The sequence below is a fragment of the Absicoccus intestinalis genome, assembly GCF_033971885.1.
Classification (GTDB): Bacteria; Bacillota_I; Bacilli_A; order Erysipelotrichales; family Erysipelotrichaceae; genus Absicoccus; species Absicoccus intestinalis.
The window spans coordinates 1-18,546 of sequence record NZ_JALBUS010000016.1; the positions used below are offsets into that span (position 1 = coordinate 1).

At 35.4% G+C, this 18,546-nt stretch carries 14 protein-coding genes, 1 other RNA gene and 1 other annotated feature; of the genes, 2 read left to right on the top strand and 13 right to left on the bottom strand.

Annotated features, from left to right (window positions below):
- Window positions 1–164: 164 nt before the first annotated feature.
- From MOZ64_RS09170 to mutS, 5 genes are read right to left on the bottom strand one after another with little or no spacing between them, the layout of a single operon-like run.
- A complete protein-coding gene (locus tag MOZ64_RS09170) occupies window positions 165–1,436 on the bottom strand; it encodes an HlyC/CorC family transporter (protein WP_320326262.1) in 1,272 nt (423 codons plus the stop codon).
- A 10-nt stretch (window positions 1,437–1,446) separates the two neighbouring features.
- Window positions 1,447–2,352: a diacylglycerol/lipid kinase family protein gene (locus tag MOZ64_RS09175; RefSeq protein WP_320326263.1), complete on the bottom strand. Its 906-nt coding sequence runs from the start codon at window positions 2,350–2,352 to the stop codon at window positions 1,447–1,449.
- 5 nt (window positions 2,353–2,357) lie between these two features.
- Window positions 2,358–3,260, bottom strand: a complete 903-nt coding sequence (gene miaA / locus MOZ64_RS09180) for a tRNA (adenosine(37)-N6)-dimethylallyltransferase MiaA (RefSeq protein WP_320326264.1) — start codon at window positions 3,258–3,260, stop codon at window positions 2,358–2,360.
- The gene (gene mutL, locus MOZ64_RS09185) at window positions 3,253–5,034 is read right to left on the bottom strand and encodes a DNA mismatch repair endonuclease MutL (RefSeq protein WP_320326265.1); all 1,782 of its coding nucleotides are present in this window, start codon (window positions 5,032–5,034) and stop codon (window positions 3,253–3,255) included. Before mutL ends, miaA begins: the two co-directional genes overlap by 8 nt.
- An 11-nt stretch (window positions 5,035–5,045) precedes the next feature.
- On the bottom strand, window positions 5,046–7,571 hold the full coding sequence (mutS, locus tag MOZ64_RS09190; protein ID WP_320326266.1) for a DNA mismatch repair protein MutS: 2,526 nt from the start codon (window positions 7,569–7,571) through the stop codon (window positions 5,046–5,048).
- 60 nt (window positions 7,572–7,631) lie between these two features.
- Here mutS and MOZ64_RS09195 point away from each other — a divergent pair, with 60 nt between their 5' ends.
- Complete coding sequence (locus MOZ64_RS09195) at window positions 7,632–8,855, top strand: FtsW/RodA/SpoVE family cell cycle protein (protein ID WP_320326267.1); 1,224 nt, start codon at window positions 7,632–7,634, stop codon at window positions 8,853–8,855.
- Here the strand turns inward: MOZ64_RS09195 and MOZ64_RS09200 are convergent.
- The gene (locus MOZ64_RS09200; RefSeq protein ID WP_320326268.1) at window positions 8,852–9,622 is read right to left on the bottom strand and encodes an NAD kinase; all 771 of its coding nucleotides are present in this window, start codon (window positions 9,620–9,622) and stop codon (window positions 8,852–8,854) included. The two genes, MOZ64_RS09195 and MOZ64_RS09200, sit on opposite strands and share 4 nt — an antisense overlap.
- A 54-nt stretch (window positions 9,623–9,676) precedes the next feature.
- Here MOZ64_RS09200 and MOZ64_RS09205 point away from each other — a divergent pair, with 54 nt between their 5' ends.
- Complete coding sequence (locus MOZ64_RS09205) at window positions 9,677–10,219, top strand: CYTH domain-containing protein (protein WP_320326269.1); 543 nt, start codon at window positions 9,677–9,679, stop codon at window positions 10,217–10,219.
- Here MOZ64_RS09205 and MOZ64_RS09210 read toward each other — a convergent pair.
- The 7 genes from MOZ64_RS09210 to gyrA form a co-directional block, all read right to left on the bottom strand.
- Window positions 10,216–10,956: a hypothetical protein gene (locus MOZ64_RS09210; protein WP_320326270.1), complete on the bottom strand. Its 741-nt coding sequence runs from the start codon at window positions 10,954–10,956 to the stop codon at window positions 10,216–10,218. The two genes, MOZ64_RS09205 and MOZ64_RS09210, sit on opposite strands and share 4 nt — an antisense overlap.
- Window positions 10,957–11,434: 478 nt before the next feature.
- Window positions 11,435–12,019 (bottom strand): recombination mediator RecR, encoded by a 585-nt coding sequence (gene recR, locus MOZ64_RS09215; protein WP_320326271.1) that lies wholly within the window; start codon window positions 12,017–12,019, stop codon window positions 11,435–11,437.
- A gap of 12 nt (window positions 12,020–12,031) precedes the next feature.
- Window positions 12,032–13,795: a DNA polymerase III subunit gamma/tau gene (gene dnaX / locus MOZ64_RS09220; RefSeq protein ID WP_320326272.1), complete on the bottom strand. Its 1,764-nt coding sequence runs from the start codon at window positions 13,793–13,795 to the stop codon at window positions 12,032–12,034.
- Window positions 13,796–13,843: 48 nt separating this feature from the next.
- On the bottom strand, window positions 13,844–14,302 hold the full coding sequence (gene tadA / locus MOZ64_RS09225; protein ID WP_320326273.1) for a tRNA adenosine(34) deaminase TadA: 459 nt from the start codon (window positions 14,300–14,302) through the stop codon (window positions 13,844–13,846).
- A 14-nt stretch (window positions 14,303–14,316) separates the two neighbouring features.
- An RNA gene (gene ffs / locus MOZ64_RS09230) (signal recognition particle sRNA small type) lies at window positions 14,317–14,402 on the bottom strand.
- A gap of 73 nt (window positions 14,403–14,475) precedes the next feature.
- On the bottom strand, window positions 14,476–15,756 hold the full coding sequence (gene serS, locus MOZ64_RS09235; RefSeq protein WP_320326274.1) for a serine--tRNA ligase: 1,281 nt from the start codon (window positions 15,754–15,756) through the stop codon (window positions 14,476–14,478).
- Window positions 15,757–15,796: 40 nt separating this feature from the next.
- Window positions 15,797–15,998, bottom strand: a binding site (T-box leader).
- Between the two features lie 65 nt (window positions 15,999–16,063).
- Entirely contained in the window at window positions 16,064–18,541 is a 2,478-nt protein-coding gene (gene gyrA / locus MOZ64_RS09240; protein ID WP_320326275.1) for a DNA gyrase subunit A, read from the bottom strand.
- Window positions 18,542–18,546: the final 5 nt, after the last annotated feature.

The following is an 18,546-nucleotide window of genomic DNA, read 5'->3' on the forward strand; positions in this document are numbered from 1 at the left end:
TTTGACAACCTCCTATATTATTTTGTTTACGGCTGGCGGGCCATATTCATTGTAGTATAGGAGGTTGTCTTTTTTAACACTAAAAGGTCTACCACCACGCACATAGCGCGTGGTATTCGCTACGCAATTAAAAATCCCTAAAGAAAAGAGCTTTAGGGATTTTTTTAAGCATCACTTTTGGTTTTACGTTTTGGTAAAGAAATACGTACTTCTTCAATTCGATTTTTTTCTAATTTGATTACTTGAATACGCATTCCATCATCCAGGGTTATATAATCATTTACTTTAGGTAATCGTCCCAACGTATCAATGACCAATCCACCAATCGAATCATAGTTTTCACTATCCAATTCAATATGAAGAGCATCATTCAAATCATGTAAGCTCATATAGCCTTTCACATCATACACACGTGCACCGACTTGACGAATATTGGCTTGTTCATGCATATCATATTCATCTTGTACTTCACCAACAATTTCTTCAATGATATCTTCCAATGTGATGATTCCAGCCAATTCACCATATTCGTCTAAAACAATGGCTAGATTAATAGTGGATTGTCGCATTTCCAACAATAGGTCTGAAACCAATTTATTTTCATAGGTAAAAAAAGCTTTTCGTAATATCTTTTCAATATGAAAGTTTTCGGGATCTTCGATCATCAATAGATCTTTCATATTGATCAAACCAACGACATTATCGATGGAATCTTCATAAATAGGAATTCGCGTAAACATTTCTTCACGAAATAAGGATAGTAAATCTTTATAGGAACTGTGTATATCAGCCATGACAACATGAACACGTGGAACCATTACATCTTTTGTTTTTACATCACTAAAATCAAAAACATTGTTGATGAGTTCTTTTTCATCGGTCTCGATAACGCCTTCTTCATGACTTACATCAACAATGGTTCGTAATTCTTTTTCGGTCATCATTGGTGCATTTTTATCGGTATCCACATGCATAATTTTTAATAAAAGACCACAAATACCATTGATAAAAAGAATGACAGGCGTCAATACGACCATTAAGATGCGAATCGTATCCGCATACATCAAAGCGAGTTTATCGGCGCGTTGCGTAGCTAATGTTTTGGGGGTAATCTCACCAAAAATCAAGATCAATAAAGTAATCAAAAAAGTGGCAACGCCAACGGCTGCTCCACCAAAGGCATACGCAATCGTTGTCGCAATACTAGCGGCAAATGTATTGATCAAGTTATTCCCAATCAATATGGCACTTAACATTTTGGTTTGATTTTCCAAAATGCGTAATACCATTTTGGCATTGTGATTTCCTTGATCAGCAAGGGTACGCATATGAATTTGATTGCACGAAACAAAAGATGTTTCTGCGGATGAAAAAAAGGCTGACAACAATAATAATACGATCAATATAAGAACTTGGCTCGTTAGTTCTGTATCCATTGGTTTCCTCCTAGTTTACATTGGGTAGATATAAATGCAAGGCTTGTTTGACAATTTCAATGGTTGGATTTCTTAATTCGCGAACTTCTCCATCTAAGTTCCCATAAATCGTTTGATTTTCTGTATCCATACCAATGGTCTTGGCTTGATACAAGGATACATATTCAGGATATTCGATATGTTTTCCTTGTTCGTATGTTTTTGCCATATCTACGATCATTTTTTTGGGAATTGGTTTGATCAAACATACATCAATTTGTCCATCATTCATCAATGCATGAGGACAAGGTTGATATCCACCACCATAGAAACGTCCATTGCAGAATACCACAAACATATAATCATTTACAGGTAGTTTTTGATCATCGATTTGAATGCGATATTTTTGGATGGAGTCATGAAGCAATGTACCTAACATTCCCATATAATAAGGGACAATTCCTTTCAATGGTAATTTGGATTTGATTTGATTGGCATATTTGGCAACTTGAACATCAAAACCAAAAGAAATGGTATTAATCGCATATTCACCATCTACTTTTAATAAATCAATATCCATTTGTACGGGATCTTTATAGTTTTCTAAGTGCAAAAAATCGTCGATTGATAGTGCATCAAAACTTTTTATAAAATCGTTTCCCGTTCCAATCGGAATGATGGAAATATATATATTGGGTGAATTGGCAATGCCATTGATCACTTCATGTACAGTGCCATCACCGCCACAAACATATATATGAATCGGTTCTTTTTGTGCTTCAAAAGCATATTTTTGCGCAATAAATGTAGCTGAACCAGGCCGGATGGTTTTTTCAATGATGATTTGTTGACCGACCAAATGCGTTTTGATTTCTTTCATCAAACGATATTGTTTTTTTCGATCAGTACGAGGATTAATGATAAATACAGTTTTCATAAATACTACTTTCCTTCCTGTAACCATGCTTCCACATTGGGAATGATTTCTGGATCATTGGGTGTATACCAATGGACATCCATTTGATGTTTGAACCAGGTATATTGTCGCTTCGCATAACGACGAGAGTCGGTTTTAATTTTTTCTTTCACTTGATCGATGGTCATTTCTTTTTGAAAATATCCTCGAAATTCTTTATAGCCAATTCCTTGAAAACTGGTATATTCCCATGTATCTGGATTTGAAAATAACGTCGTCACTTCTTGAACAAGACCTTGTTCAAACATTTGATCCACTCTTTGATCAATGCGTTGATGAAGTTGTTCTCGATCCATATCCAATCCTAAAAAGTAGACATCATAGAAAGGAACATGTTCTTGTTTGGCTTCACGATTGGATTTGGTTTCGCCACTATGGCAAATTTGTAAAGCTCGAATCAATCGTTTTCGATTATGAGGATGAATCTTTTCTAATGATCTTGGATCGATTTTTTGTAGTTGTTGGACTAATTCCTCATTGGATAAGGAATGCAAGTATTTCGTATATGCCGGATCTTCTTGTTCTTCTTCAAAAACATAATCGTATAAGGCAGCTTTTAAATAAAGCCCTGTTCCACCACAAATGATGGGTAGATTCTTTGTTTTGGTGATTTGGGAAATGGCATCTCGACATTTTTCTTGAAAAATCTTTACATTATAGGGTTGATCATATGGTTGTGTATCGACTAAATAATGTGGAATGCCTTGTTGCTCTTCTTTGGTTACTTTCGCTGTTCCAATATCCATTTTCTGATAGACTTGCATACTATCCGCTGAAATAATTTGTCCATTCCATCGTTTGGCACATTGAATTGATAATTTTGTCTTGCCAATACCAGTAGGTCCTACGATTGCTAAAACTTTATCCACGTTCAAACTCCTTACGTAAGTCATCATCACTCATGGTGATGACAGTTGGTCGTCCATGCGGACAATGATAGGGTTGTTTACATTTTTTTAGATCATCGATCACTTGTTGCATTTCTGCTTTCGATAAAGGTCGATTAAAACGAATGGAGCTATGACAAGCCATCGTTGCTAAAACTTTATGTCGTAAGGCCAACATATCCACGTCTTGATTTTTGACAAAATAATCCAAGAGATCATTTAAAAATGCTTCTTGATCCACATCGTGAAACCACAATGGAATTTCACGAATAATGACTTGATCATCGCCAAAGACATCAAAGTGCAAGCCAAAAAAATCTGTTTTTTCGTTGATGTTGTCAACTTGTGCGATCACATCCGAAGTAACATTGACTCGAAGAGGGACCATCAAAGGTTGTTTTTTGGTACATCTCTCTTTTAGAGTTTCTTTGATTTGTTCATAATGATACCTCTCTTGCGCAGCATGTTGATCAATAATGACCAATCCTTCTGGATTGGAACAAAGAATATAGGAATCATGCAATTGCGCCAATACTTGAAGATGATCAAAAAAACCATAGCCATGATCATGACTGGTTGATTCTTCTTCAACGGGAATGTTTTCTTCTACTTTTTGTGGAACATAATCCGTAAAACTATTTAAGATCGTATCTTCTTTGATTCGATTTTCATGAATGGGTTCCTGTTTCGCTTCTTGGATCGGATATGGAAATTGAATGCTGGGTTGTTCATAAACCGGTGTTTTTTTGATTTTTTTTACTTCAACCGTTTGTAAAGATTCCCGCAATGTTTTGGTCAATGTATCTTTGATACAAGTCAATAACTCGCCTTGTTTGGATAAACGAACCTCCCACTTATTGGGGTGAACATTGACATCGACCAATTGCGTATCCGATTCGATTTGTAAGACAACGATTGGATATCGATTCTTAGGTAGAAAATCTTCATAGGCATCCAATATCGCTTTTTGGATCGCATTGGAACGAATCAATCGCGTATTTAAAGAAAGAAACATAAAATATTTTGTTGCCCGCGTGATCTTGGGTTGTACGGCATATCCATGAATATGAAAATCATCGGAATGCGCATCAAATGGTATCGCATTTTTTGCCACTTCACGACCATACATCTGGTAAAGGATTTGTTTTAAATTTCCGTCCCCCGTTGTCTGAAACACAATATGATCATCATGCGATAGCGTAAATCGAATATCCGGATGACTTAATGCCAATCGATTGATCAAATTGGCAATGATCGAAAATTCATAATTCACACTTTTCAAGTGTTTAAATCGTGCTGGTGTTTTAATGAACAAACCAGAAACATCGATTTTACACCCTTTGGGACAATCCACTTTTTCATCTTCGAGTTTTTTGCCATAATCATAGATGATATGTGTTCCTTCTTGTCCGTTGCTTGTTTGCATGTCCATATGAGCAACCGAGGCTATGCTGGGAATGGCTTCGCCACGAAAGCCCATCGTACCAATATTAAATAAATCATCTTCATTTTGGATCTTTGAAGTGGCATGTCGATAAAAGGCTAAATTCGCATCTTGATGATCCATACCATCGCCATCATCCGTAATGATGATGCGTTCAATTCCGCCTTGATAGACTTGCACATCAATTACATGAGCGTGGGCATCCATGGAGTTTTCTACGCATTCTTTCACGATATTGGCAGGTCGATCAACGACTTCGCCGGCTGCGATCATATTTGTTAAATGTTCACTTAAAACATGTATTTTAGACACAGGATCCTCCTTTACTCAATGGTTTTGGCAATTTTCTTTAATTCATACAAACAATCTAAAGCTTCTCTTGGACTCATAGAATCGATATCTAGATCTTGTAGATGGGAAACCAATTCATTTTTTTCTGGTTGTACCTCATCCATCACAAATAAATTGGGTTGATATCCACCGGTTTCATTTTTGCCTTCGTATTCGCTTAATAATTGATTGGCTCGATCCAATACGATTTTTGGAAGATGCGCTAAACGAGCAACATTGATTCCATAACTTTTATCTGCTTTACCAGCCACCACACGATAACGAAATTCGATATTTTGTTTATTTTCTTTCACATCCACATGTACATTTTTGATAGAGGCATGATCCTGATCCAATTCCGTCAACTCATGATAATGGGTTGAAAATAAAGTTTTGGCTTGAATGGCTGAATCTATATATTCGAGCATGGCTTGAGCCAGGGCCATACCATCATAAGTAGCTGTTCCTCGACCAATTTCATCAAATAATATCAAGGAATGTTTTGTTGCATACTGCAAGGCCACATTGGCTTCCATCATTTCGGTCATAAATGTGGATTTTCCACTTAGGATATCATCACTGGCACCAATCCGCGTAAAGATACGATCAAAAATCGGCAGTTCGGCTTCTTTGGCAGGAATAAAGCTACCCATTTGGGCCATGATCACTAATAAGGCATTTTGTCGCATATACGTTGATTTACCACCCATATTTGGACCAGTAATGATTTCAATATTGGTTTTTTCATCCATATCCCAACTGTTTGAAACATATTTCTGCTTTTTCATATGATTTTCCAATATAGGATGTTTTCCTTCCACGATATGAACCGATGGTTCTGGATGGAATGTTGGACATATATATCCTTTTGAACTGGCTAAACTAGACAATGCTACTAAGACATCAATGGTCGCTAATGCTTTGGCACAGGCATGTAGATCAAATAAATAGCCTTTGATATACTGCAAGAGTTCTTTAAATAAATCTTGTTCAAGTTTTACTTTATTTTCTTGGGCATGTAGAATTTGTTCTTCTTTTTCTTTTAATTCTTGCGTAATAAATCGTGTCGCATTGGTTAGAGTTTGTTTGGGATGATAGCCATATTCATCTTTAATGGCATCTAAATTCCCATTTCTTACTTCAATGTAGTAACCAAAGACTCGATTATAACCCACTTTTAAAGATTTGATACCAGTTCGTTCTCGTTCTTTTGCTTCAATATCTAATATATAGTCTTTCCCTTTTTGCGCAATTTCTCTAACTTTATCTAACTCTGCATTATAGCCATCCGTAAAGATACCGCCATCTTTCATGGATATCGGTGGATTTTCAACAATGGCTCCATCTAATTTTTTAAACAAAGATTGACAAGTGGGCACCGTTTGAAATTCAGGATACGATGTAATGGTTTGTGCCATTTCCAATATCGGTTGTGCATGTTCTAAGGATACAGTCAGTTGTTGTACGTCTCTTGCCGAAGCATTTCCATAAGCCATTCGACTGGCCAGACGTTCCATATCATAGATATATACAAGTTGTTCTTTTAGATCATCACGCAACATCATATGACTATTCAAAGTTTTGATAGCTTGTTGACGCTTAGCAATCTGATTGGCTTCAATCAATGGCATTTCGATCCAATTCCGTAATAAACGGGAGCCCATGGCACTTTGACAACGATCCATAAAAGACCATAAACTCAATCCTTTGGACCCATGCACCAGATCCAAATGATTTTTGGTTTGATAGTCCATGACCAATACTTTTTGGGCATCCATCGATTCCATCGGCATAAAGTGTTCAATATGCTGCTTTTGAGTTTCTTTTAAATACGCCATGAGTTGGGCTAAATTACCTTGTAGTGTAGTAGAAGCGTCATTAGGCAATAAGTGTTGATCTTGTTGTTGTATGGTTGCTTTTTTTTGTCGAGAAACGATAAAAGTTTCCATTTCTTCCAAGGCATTGATCCATCGTTTATCCATCCGCATTTCAACCACCACTTCACTGACATTTTGTTCCATGAGTGCTTGTTCTAAAGCAACTAAAGAGCGGCTCAAGGTTTGGTATTTTAATTCTCCGGTGGATAATTCACAATAGATAATGGAAACATTCCAACTGGAAAGCACAACAGAGGCCAGATAATTGCTTGCTTTGGCATCCAATGCCTCATCCATATACGTTCCTGGAGTAATGGTACGAATGATTCCTCTTTTTACGATTCCTTTGGCTTGTGCAGGATCTTCAAGTTGTTCACAAATGGAAACTTTATATCCCTTCTTGATCAAGCGTTGAATATAGGAATTGGCCGCATGATGAGGAATACCACACATCGGAACTTTTTCCTCTTTCCCGGCATTCTTTCCCGTTAATACTAAATCTAATTCTCGACTGGCAATCTTTGCATCTTCAAAGAACATTTCATAGAAATCACCAATACGATAAAACAAGATCGTATCTGGATTTGCTTCTTTGACTTCTAGATATTGCTCCATCATTGGGGTATATTTATTTTCTTTCATATCTCACATTATAACAAAATTTTTATGATATACTTATACAATGATTGAGGAGATACGTAAATGAAACAAACTTTTGTTTTTCGAAATAAGACTTATCAAATCGATTTTGGCTTCATTGCGATTCTTTGTATTTTATGGGCCACAAGTTGTTTTGCGTTATACAATGCCTTCAATTTGATTAGCGAAGGCAGTGGCATGGGTTATTTGATTCGACAGATTTTTTGGTATGTGATTGGTTTTGCTACCATATTTATTTTAACTTCCTTCCAAAATAATGTGATCTTTAAATATCTTCATAAAGCCTATCGCTATTTAATGTATATGTTGATTTATCTATTCCTATCTCGCATTACGGCAACCGTATTGGGATTTACGTTACCATTGACACCTGCTGTCAATGGTGCCATTTCTTGGTTTCAAATTCCTTTGATTGGTTCTTTCCAACCCAGTGAATTTATGAAGATCGTATTGATCGTCATGGTTTGTGAAACGATTGATAAACATCAAAAGAAGTATCCACATCCCACAGTCAGAGAAGATTGGTATCTATTACGCGATATCTTAAAAATTATCGTACCACCACTGATCTTGATCTTTGTGCAACCAGATACCGGTGTATTCATCATTATTGCTTTTACGATCTTTATCATCATTGCTTGTTCAGGCATTCGTAGAGGTTATGTGATTGGAATCATTGGCTTGATCGTTGCTGTTGTAGTATTGTTCTTCTTTTTATATTTTTATCATCAAGATGTACTCAATGCCATCTTTGATTCCTATCGTCTACAACGAATTGAATCTTGGTTAAATCCTGAAAGTTATATTCAAGGAAGTTCAAACCAGTTGTATACGGCTTTACTGTCATTGGGAAGTGCTGGTTTGACAGGTTATGGTCTTCAAGCCAATATCATTTCCATTCCAGAAGCACATACTGATTTTATTTTTGCAGCCATTGGCCAATGCTTTGGTTTATTGGGTACGACCTTTATTTTGATCATCTGTGCAACGCTGGATCTATATTTATGTAAGATTGCGTATAATACCAATAATCGGCGCGATCGTCTCATTGTGGTTGGAGTTATTGCAATGTTGGTTTATCAACAATTCCAAAACATCGGTATGATCGTTGGTCTTTTACCCATTACAGGTATTACCTTGCCTTTGATTTCTTATGGCGGAAGTAGTATCTTATCCTATTTTATTTCCTTTGCAATCATCATGAATATTTCACCGGCAACAAAAAAGACGATTCATTTATGGAATCGTCATAAAAAAGTTGTCTAGTATAAATTCTTTAACCGACGAAGATACGAATAAGTGCGATATCTAGCGAATCGTACTTTTTTTTCAGAGGTACGCACATAAATTTCATTGACATCATGTATGTCATGAGTCAAATGATCGTAGTATCCTTTCGCATAAGTCAAATCCCCTTTGATCAATATTTCTCGATCTTGTCGCATGATATAAGGATTTCGTAATGAATGATGATTGTGATGCGAAATAGGCATGATCTCACATAGTTGCATAACTTGAATATCAGAGTCAACAACAGCACCATTTAAAGCTCGATTCACTGCTGTTGAACCAAATTGGGTACTAATACATAATCCCGAACCGGTTGTATTTTCAAAGAATTCCTGATCTATGTATACATCTAAGCTTAATGTCTTACCAATTGTTTCAATACGTACTTCATTAAAGGCATAAAATTTTTCTTGTTTCTTTGGTAGAACAATCTCCAACATTGGAAACGCTTCAATCGAAGGTCTTCGTTTGCATAAATCATTCAAGAATAAGTTAATTTCATTTTGTGTATAATCGGTAAAAAAACCCAATGTACCTGTATGTATGCCTACAAACGATACCTGATCCAATTGATCGATATAAGCATGTATGCTCCGTAACATGGTGCCATCTCCCCCAACACTGATGATCAAATCCGGTGCTTCCATGGAAAATTCCCATCCACTTTCTTTACATGCTTCTTTTATTCGTTTTGATACTGCTTTAGAATTGTCATCTCCTCGATCTATGATTCCAAATCGCATCCAATCACTCCTTATTTGTATTATAATAGTATCATATGCAAGTGAGGTATAATTATGCAAGAACCGATTGAAAGAGAATTGAAAATTTTAGTTTCAAAAGACATATATAAAAATATGATTCATTCATATGAATTTACAAAACCATGGAAACAAACAAATACATATTACGATACAACGGATCATTTCATAAAGAATCAAAAAGGAGCCCTACGTATTCGTACGATTGACAAGAAACATATTTTCACCTTAAAAATACGAAAAGATGCCATTACTCATATCGAGTTGGAAAAAGAAATATCTGTGTCGAATCTGAAAGATATACAAGATCCTGAAATACTGAATTGGCTAGAAGAATATCATATTGATCTTCACCAGCTCAATGCAATCACCACATTTTCAACCATTCGTCAAACATACGATTTTGAACATGGGCAATTATGTGCCGATCAAACCCTCTATCCGAATCATACCGATTATGAATTGGAATATGAATATTTTGATCAACACGATGGCATCACATTCTTTAATCACATTTTAGAGCCATTCCATATTCAGTATATAAAAAATTGCCCCAGCAAAATTGCCCGGGCATTCTAAATCTTATGAAATAAACGATAAAATAAACTTTTTGAATTATATTCTTCTTGTTTTTTTTGGGCTTCTTCCAATTGTTGTTTCACCACATCAAGATTCGAAGTAGCCTCTTTTAATTTCTGATTTTCAGATTCTAATTCCTGTTTATGCATTAATAAAGATTGATTATTTTTTTCTAACTCTTCTTTATTTTCAATCAATTCCTGATTATCTTTTTCTAATTCTGTTTTTGTTTCAACCAAAGAATCATGTTTCGCATGAATGGACTCCATTTCATCCTTTAATTTCTGAATTTCATCATCCTTTTCCTGTGATTCTTCCGTTAATTGCTTAATTTTTTCATCTTTTGTCTTATTCTCTAATAAAAATGTCTGACGACTTCGTTCCAATTCAGCTGCTAATCGCTGTTTATATAACTCTTCTATTTGTTGTTCTGACTTTTCTTTTTCTTCAATGATGGCTTTTAATTTTTCATTTTCATATCGTAATTCCACTTCGACTGTAGATATTTCATTCTTCTTCTTACGAAAATAATGAGACAATTTCTCTACACCTTCTGCTTTAATTGTGATCCGCCGTGTTTGTGGATTTTTATATTTATAACCAGCATTTGGATAATCTTTTACCAGTTTTGCCACAGCTTTATCTACAGTATTCCGTGATTTTGAAAAATGTTGGCAGATTTCAGCAATCTCCATATCATAATAGACATCAACGGGACTATCCTTTGATTCTGTCATAAATCATACCTCCCCACACGATACATGAACCCCAATTTTTTTATCATATGTCGTTCCATATGACTGTTCAGATATGTAAATATTATACTTTATCAAAATCATATGACTTCATCTGAATTTCGTTCATGGTTTATTTTACATAAAATTGATTATTTTTCAAGATATTCCTTTCATATTCTTTTTATGTGAATTTCCTATTACTAATTTTCAATCATTTCTAATTCATACTATTTTCATATTTTATATGATTTTACTTTTTCTCTATTCATATGAACGGAAATAATACCATTTTCATTCCTATTTATATCATATGATTGGTCATATTTAATGATTTTTCTATAACTTATTAAATATATGATTATCCTATCTATTATTCATATTTTATACCCTTTAATCTGAAAATCATATTCTTTAAAGATTATATTCTCTTTTCATTATAACTATATATTTTTTTCATATCTTTTTCCTATGAGTGGTCCTATTTTCGATTCTCAAAGGCTTTTAGTAATGTTAGGCTATCGGCATAGTCCAAATGAGATCCCATCGGAATACCATATGCCAATCGCGTTACTTTCACATGGTTTTTGAACATTTTTTCAAGATATAACGCTGTTGTTTCACCATCTACCGTAGGATCTGTCGCTAATATGATTTCTTCAATATTTTCCGATTCAATCCGATTTTTTAAACTCTCTATATTTAATTGATCCGGTAATATTCCTTTTTGTATATTAATCGTTCCGTTTAATACATGATAAACCCCATCATATTCTTGCATGGATTCAAAAGATTGTATGTCTTTAGGACTTTGAACCACACAAATCATATGATGGTTCCTATTTTCATCAGAACAGATATCACATAATTCTCCATCAGATAAATTGCCACAAATCTTACACCGATGGATGCCTTCTTTCATATGACTAATCGCATGAATGAACGTTTCTCTTTCTTCTTCATTCCAATCTAATACCGTATATGCATATCGTTGAGCTGTTTTTTCGCCAACTCCCGGTAATTTTTGAAAAGCATGAATGAGATCTTCAAATCGTTTGGGATACATTCTATTCCTCCTTTAATCTTCTTTAACCACTAAATCTGGGAAAACAGATTTCAATTCACTTTCTATAGAATTTTCATCTTCTTGTTTTTCTTGCTTTGATTTGATTTCTATTTGCATAGGATTTGGTAAGGTATTATTTTTCCTTCTCTCCATATATAATTGCTTTAAACCATTTTCTTGATCATGATCCATCGCAAATATTTTTTTAGGAACACCTAGGATTTTTTCAATTTCATTTTCAAATCCATGTTCTTTTTCATATATATTGATTTCATTGGCTTCTAAGGTCGATGGCACGCTTAATAGTAAATAGGTATCACCACTTGCAAATATTTTACTATTTTCAAGTAATGTGATCGTTCTCATCATATTCACATCAGATATGATTTCTTTTCTTTTTTCATATTTTTGTGTATCTTCTATCTTATTTTTCTTATTTGCACCTACCAATAATTGGAGAAGGTATTCGTTTTCTAATATGATTTTACTATTTTTTCTATCTGACTCTTTTAATGTTTCACGTGAAACATCATATAAGGAACCTTTACGATCATCAACCGTTTTATCGCTATTTACGACAATATCATCCAATTTATCTGCTCTTTCAGATGGTAAATCATGTGAATTCGACGATATTTTCGTATTCTTTATCTGATTTTGATTATCTGATTTTCCTTTATTCTGCGCAGAAAGATCTTCATATGATTGCGTAATAACCTTTAAAAGACCGGCTTCTATATAATCGAGTATATTGGATGCATAGGTAAATTTATTAAAAGTATCCATCAATGTATCCAATAAAGTCGTTCGAAACAATAGGGACGTATTATCAAAATATTTCATGATCACTTCTTTTCTATGTGCATTGACTAACGTTGTATTTGGCGCATATTCCACAATGATACTATCCTTGATCAAGGAGATAAAATCTGTCGTAAATCGTTTTAGATCCATTCCTTGATTGGATATTTCCTGTAGCTGTTTCATCACCATTTCTACTTCTTTATTCAATAAAGATATATAGATTTTGCCAATATCTTCGATGGTGACCACACCATAGATTTGGCGTACATCTTCAGCCTTTATAGTCGATGAACAAAAGGCCACGCATTGATCCAATATAGATAAAGCATCACGCATACCTCCATCAGCCAAAGTAGCAATGATATCAATGGCTTCTGGTTCAATGTCGATATTCTCTGAAGCACATACAACATCCAATCGTACATGAATATCGTGTTTCGATACTTTTGTGAAATCAAATCGTTGACAACGGGAAATGATCGTAGGAAGCACTTTATTTGGTTCTGTTGTAGCAAATATGAAAATCACATGTTTCGGTGGTTCTTCAATGGTTTTTAATAAAGCATTAAAAGCGCCTTTTGTCATCATATGAACTTCATCTATGATATAAACTTTATATTTACCTTCCATAGGTGCATACTTGACTCGATCAATTAAATTACGAACTTCATCTACGCCATTATTGGAAGCAGCATCAATTTCAATAATATCTGGATGACTTCCTGCTAATGCCATTTTACAGTTTTCACATTCTCCACATGGACGATCCGTATCATTCGTACAATTCAACATTCGGGCGAAGATCTTCGCAATGGATGTTTTTCCCGTACCACGTGGTCCACAAAACAAATACGCATGTGCAATACGATCTTGGATGATGGCATTTTTTAATGTTTGAATAATGGCTTGTTGGCCTACAACATCATCAAATGTTTGTGGTCGATATTTTCGATATAAAGCTTGATATGACATAATACATCAACTCCCTGTTTTTTTATTATAACAAAAAATAGCGGTCGTCTACGATTTCTTAGACTTCCGCTTTTTACGAAAAAAAGATGTCAACAAAGAAGCACACTCTTCTTGTAAGAGTCCTCCTTCTACTTCAGGATAATGATTGAATCCTTTCACATCTAATAAATTTGTATTGGATCCTAGACAACCACCTTTGAAATCATAGGCACCAAAATAGACCTTATCGATACGAGATTGAATGATAGCGCCCGTACACATAGGACAAGGTTCTAAAGTCACATATAATTCACATCCATCCAATCGCCAGGATCCTAGCTTTTTACAAGCTTTTTCAATGGCTAATATTTCGGCATGTGCTGTACTTACTTGCTTCTGTTCTCGTTGATTGTAGGCCCGAGCAAGAATATGATCTTCTTTTACGATCACACATCCTATAGGTACTTCATCTTTTTGTTCTGCTTTGATGGCTTGTTTAATTGCTTCTCGCATCCATTTTTCTTTCATGTTCCTATCCTATAAAAAAACTACTACACATGATAGAGCTCCCTTAGGGCTGCTTTGTTCCCAACCTGACCCAATTCAGAAGATATCATTGTAGTAGCGAAATTAGTGTATCATGGAAATGCATGGAGTGCAACTATGAAAAAAGGTCATATTTTCATATGACCACTCGGATATTATCCAATTTTTTTCTTGCCACCCATATATGGTTGGAGTGCTTCTGGAATCAAAATCGTTCCATCTGCTTGTAAATTATTTTCCAAGAAAGCAATCAACATACGTGGAGGAGCTACACATGTATTGTTTAGAGTATGTGCAAAATATTTATTACCATCATCATCACGAACACGAATCTTTAATCGACGTGCTTGTGCATCCGTTAAATTTGAACAAGAACCCACTTCAAAATATTTCTTTTGACGAGGAGACCAAGCTTCTACATCCACGGATTTAGATTTCAAATCGGCTAGATCACCCGAACAACATTCCAATGTACGAACAGGAATATCTAATGTACGGAAGAAATCAACGGTATTCATATATAATTTTTTAAACCATTGTTTACTTTCACTTGGTTTGCATACCACGATCATTTCTTGTTTTTCAAATTGATGAATGCGGTATACACCTCGCTCTTCAATACCATGTGCTCCTTTTTCTTTACGGAAACAAGGAGAATAAGAAGTTAATGTATATGGCAACTCTTTTTCATCAATGATCGTATCAATAAAACGACCAATCATAGAATGTTCCGATGTACCAATTAAATACAGATCTTCCCCTTCAATTTTATACATCATGCCATCCATTTCTTCAAAGGACATCACACCATCAACCACATTGGAACGAATCATATATGGCGGAATGACATAGGTAAATCCTCGATCAATCATAAAATCACGAGCATAGCTTAATACAGCAGAATGGAGACGAGCAATATCTCCTGTTAAATAATAAAAACCATTTCCTGCAACTTTTCGTGCTGCATCTAAATCAATTCCATTCAGACGTTCCATGATATCGGTATGATAAGGAATTTCAAAATCAGGAACTTTTGGTTCGCCAAAACGTTCCAATTCCACATTTTCAGAATCATCCTTACCAATAGGAACTGTATCCTCAATGATATTTGGGATCATCAACATCTTCTTATGAACCGATTCACGCAATTTATTTTCTTTTTCTTCAATCGCATCTAATTCATCCGCTAAATTTTTAACTTTTTCTTTTACCTCTTCGGCTTCTGCCTTTTTTCCTTGTCCAATCAAAGCACCAATTTGTTTGGAACTTTTCTTGCGTTGAGAACGAAGATCATCGGCATGTTGCTGCGCTTGACGAAGTTCTTTATCTTCTTGTAAAACTTCGTTTACTAGATGAATTTTATTTTCTTCAAATTTCTTCATCATATTTTCCTTCACAACATCTGGATTTTCTCGTACAAATTTAATGTCTAACATACTTTCTTCCTTTCCATAAAAAAAGAGACACTCTTACCCCTAAAGGGACGATGTCTCGCGTTGCCACCCTTTTTATCTTATTACTAAGATCACTCAACATGATAACGGTATGTACCGGATCCAATTACTTGATTCATTCGATCACTCTAAGGTGCTTTTCATTGTTCTTGATTCGATATTTCCACCAACCATATCGTCTCTATCAATCAATCCGAATTACTTGTCCTTATCAAAGCTTTGTCTCTATCTTTATAACATTCTTTGCTTCATTTCGCAATATAAAAAATAGGATTTGAGATTTCAAATCCTATTCCTCTTCTTCATGATCAACCAGGGTCATTCGCATAACTTTAGCATCTTCGGTTAAATGGATCAAACGAACACCTTGGGTATTTCGTGAATAAATACCAATGTCTTTTACCGCAATTCGAATCATGATACCACTGCTGGAAACGATCATGGCATCTTCATCTCCACATACCGCTCGTGCTACTTTCAATTGACCTGTTTTTTCGGTGATGTTCATTGTCGTAACACCTTTTTTGCCTCGCGAAGTCATACGATAATCCGATATCTTGCTTCGCTTGCCATATCCATTTTCCGATACAACCAATAATGTATCTCCTTCTGTATTCAATGCAGCACCAATAATGATGCCATCATCAACTTGCATACCACGAACACCACCAGCACTACGACCCATGACACGAACTTGATCTTCCATAAAATGGATAGCGCGACCATTGGAAGAAGCCAATAAGACTTCATCTTTACCTGTTGTTGGTTTCACAAAGAACAATAAATCATCTTCTTTTAAACTGATGGCAATCTTACCATTCTTATTGATTCGATCAAATTCAGATAATGCTGTTCGTTTTACTACACCATCTTTTGTGACAAACAATAAATATTTATATTCATTTTCTTGTGGTATTCCTAATAAACTAGTTACATGTTCATCTTTTTCCAATTGAATTAAATTCACAATTGGTAATCCCTTTGACGTTCTCGATGCGTTTGGAACATTGTAACCCTTTAATCGATATACACGACCTTTATCCGTAAACAACATCAAATAATCATGAGTATTCATCGCAATCATCGTATCAATATCATCTTCTTCATTCAATGTCAGTGATTTGATACCACGACCACCACGATTTTGTGCATGATATGTATCCACTGGCATTCGTTTGATATATCCAGAATTCGTTAATAAGACAATGACATCTTCTTTGGGAATAAGGTCTTCATCATCCATATCCACATAGGAATCCATGATTTCTGTGCGTCTATCATCGCCATATTTTTCTGCCATTTCTTTTAGATCATCACGAATAATCTGTAAAACACGAGAATGGTTCGCTAAAATATCTTTAAAATCCGCAATCTTTTTCAAAAGATCTTGATATTCATTCTCGATCTTATCGCGTTCCAAACCCGACAAACGACGAAGTTGCATGGCTAAGATTGCCTTGGCTTGAATTTCATCAAAGCCAAATTTTTCACATAATTCCGCATTCAATCCGGCTTCATCCTTGTGAGAAGAACGAATCGTATGAATGACTGCATCCAACTGATCCAATGCGATACGGAAACCTTCCAAGATGTGTGCACGATCTTCGGCTTTCTTTAAATCAAAACGCGTTTTTCGTTCAATCACTTCAACTTGGAAATCAATGTAATCTTTAATAATTTGTTTGATAGGTAATTGACGAGGTCGACCATTTTCCAAAGCCAGCATATTAATGCCATAACTCGATTGTAACGGTGTCAAACGGAACAATTGATTTAAGATCACATCTTCTTGTACATCTTTTTTCAATTCCATGACAATTCGAATACCTTCTCGATTCGATTCATCATTTAAATAGGTAACACCCTGAATTTCCTTTTCATTGATCAAACTTGCCATTTTTGAAATCAAATTTGCCTTATTGACACCATATGGAATTTCATAAAAAATAACTTGTTTCTTCCCATTGCTCAATTCATTCACACGATATTTGGAACGAATATAGATTGTGCCACGTCCTGTTTCATACGCTTGGCGAATACCCTTACGTCCCAAAATGATACCACCCGTCGGAAAGTCTGGTCCTTTTAAGAATTCCATCAATTCAGGTACGGTAATGTCTGGATCATCCATAACGGCAAAAATTGCTTGAATGACTTCACCTAAATTGTGCGTTGGCATATTGGTTGCCATACCAACCGCAATACCCATCGATCCATTGACTAAAATATTAGGAAAACGAGAAGGCAAGACCAATGGTTCTTTTTCTTCGCCATCGTAGTTTTCAACAAAATCGACCGTATCTTTGTTGATATCACGAACCATCTCCATCGCAATCTTTGACATACGGGCTTCAGTATAACGCATGGCCGCAGCTCCATCACCGTCCAATGAACCAAAGTTTCCATGTCCATCGACCAATGGATACCGATACGAGAAATCTTGCGCCATACGTACCATGGCATCATATACCGCAACATCACCATGCGGATGATACTTACCAATGACCTCACCAACGATACGTGCACTTTTCTTATGTGCAACACTCGAAGATATTCCCAATTGATTCATCGCATATAAAATACGACGATGAACGGGTTTTAAACCATCTCGTACATCCGGTAATGCACGTTGGACGATGACCGACATGGAATAATCCAAAAAGTCTTCACGAACTTCTCGAGAAATTTCAACTTCTTCGACAACATCATATTGTTCATCATCCTGATCATTGTTGTCATTGATATTGTTTGTTAGTTCTTCAGCCATATCAT

Coding starts and splice junctions, on each gene's coding strand:
- MOZ64_RS09205 (WP_320326269.1), top strand. CDS start 9,677: ATGCAAGAACCGATTGAAAGAGAATTGAAAATTTTAGTTTCAAAAGAC.
- tadA (WP_320326273.1), bottom strand. CDS start 14,302: ATGAAAGAAAAATGGATGCGAGAAGCAATTAAACAAGCCATCAAAGCA.
- serS (WP_320326274.1), bottom strand. CDS start 15,756: ATGTTAGACATTAAATTTGTACGAGAAAATCCAGATGTTGTGAAGGAA.
- dnaX (WP_320326272.1), bottom strand. CDS start 13,795: ATGTCATATCAAGCTTTATATCGAAAATATCGACCACAAACATTTGAT.
- MOZ64_RS09210 (WP_320326270.1), bottom strand. CDS start 10,956: ATGACAGAATCAAAGGATAGTCCCGTTGATGTCTATTATGATATGGAG.
- MOZ64_RS09200 (WP_320326268.1), bottom strand. CDS start 9,622: ATGCGATTTGGAATCATAGATCGAGGAGATGACAATTCTAAAGCAGTA.
- MOZ64_RS09195 (WP_320326267.1), top strand. CDS start 7,632: ATGAAACAAACTTTTGTTTTTCGAAATAAGACTTATCAAATCGATTTT.
- mutS (WP_320326266.1), bottom strand. CDS start 7,571: ATGAAAGAAAATAAATATACCCCAATGATGGAGCAATATCTAGAAGTC.
- MOZ64_RS09170 (WP_320326262.1), bottom strand. CDS start 1,436: ATGGATACAGAACTAACGAGCCAAGTTCTTATATTGATCGTATTATTA.
- gyrA (WP_320326275.1), bottom strand. CDS start 18,541: ATGGCTGAAGAACTAACAAACAATATCAATGACAACAATGATCAGGAT.
- MOZ64_RS09175 (WP_320326263.1), bottom strand. CDS start 2,352: ATGAAAACTGTATTTATCATTAATCCTCGTACTGATCGAAAAAAACAA.
- recR (WP_320326271.1), bottom strand. CDS start 12,019: ATGTATCCCAAACGATTTGAAGATCTCATTCATGCTTTTCAAAAATTA.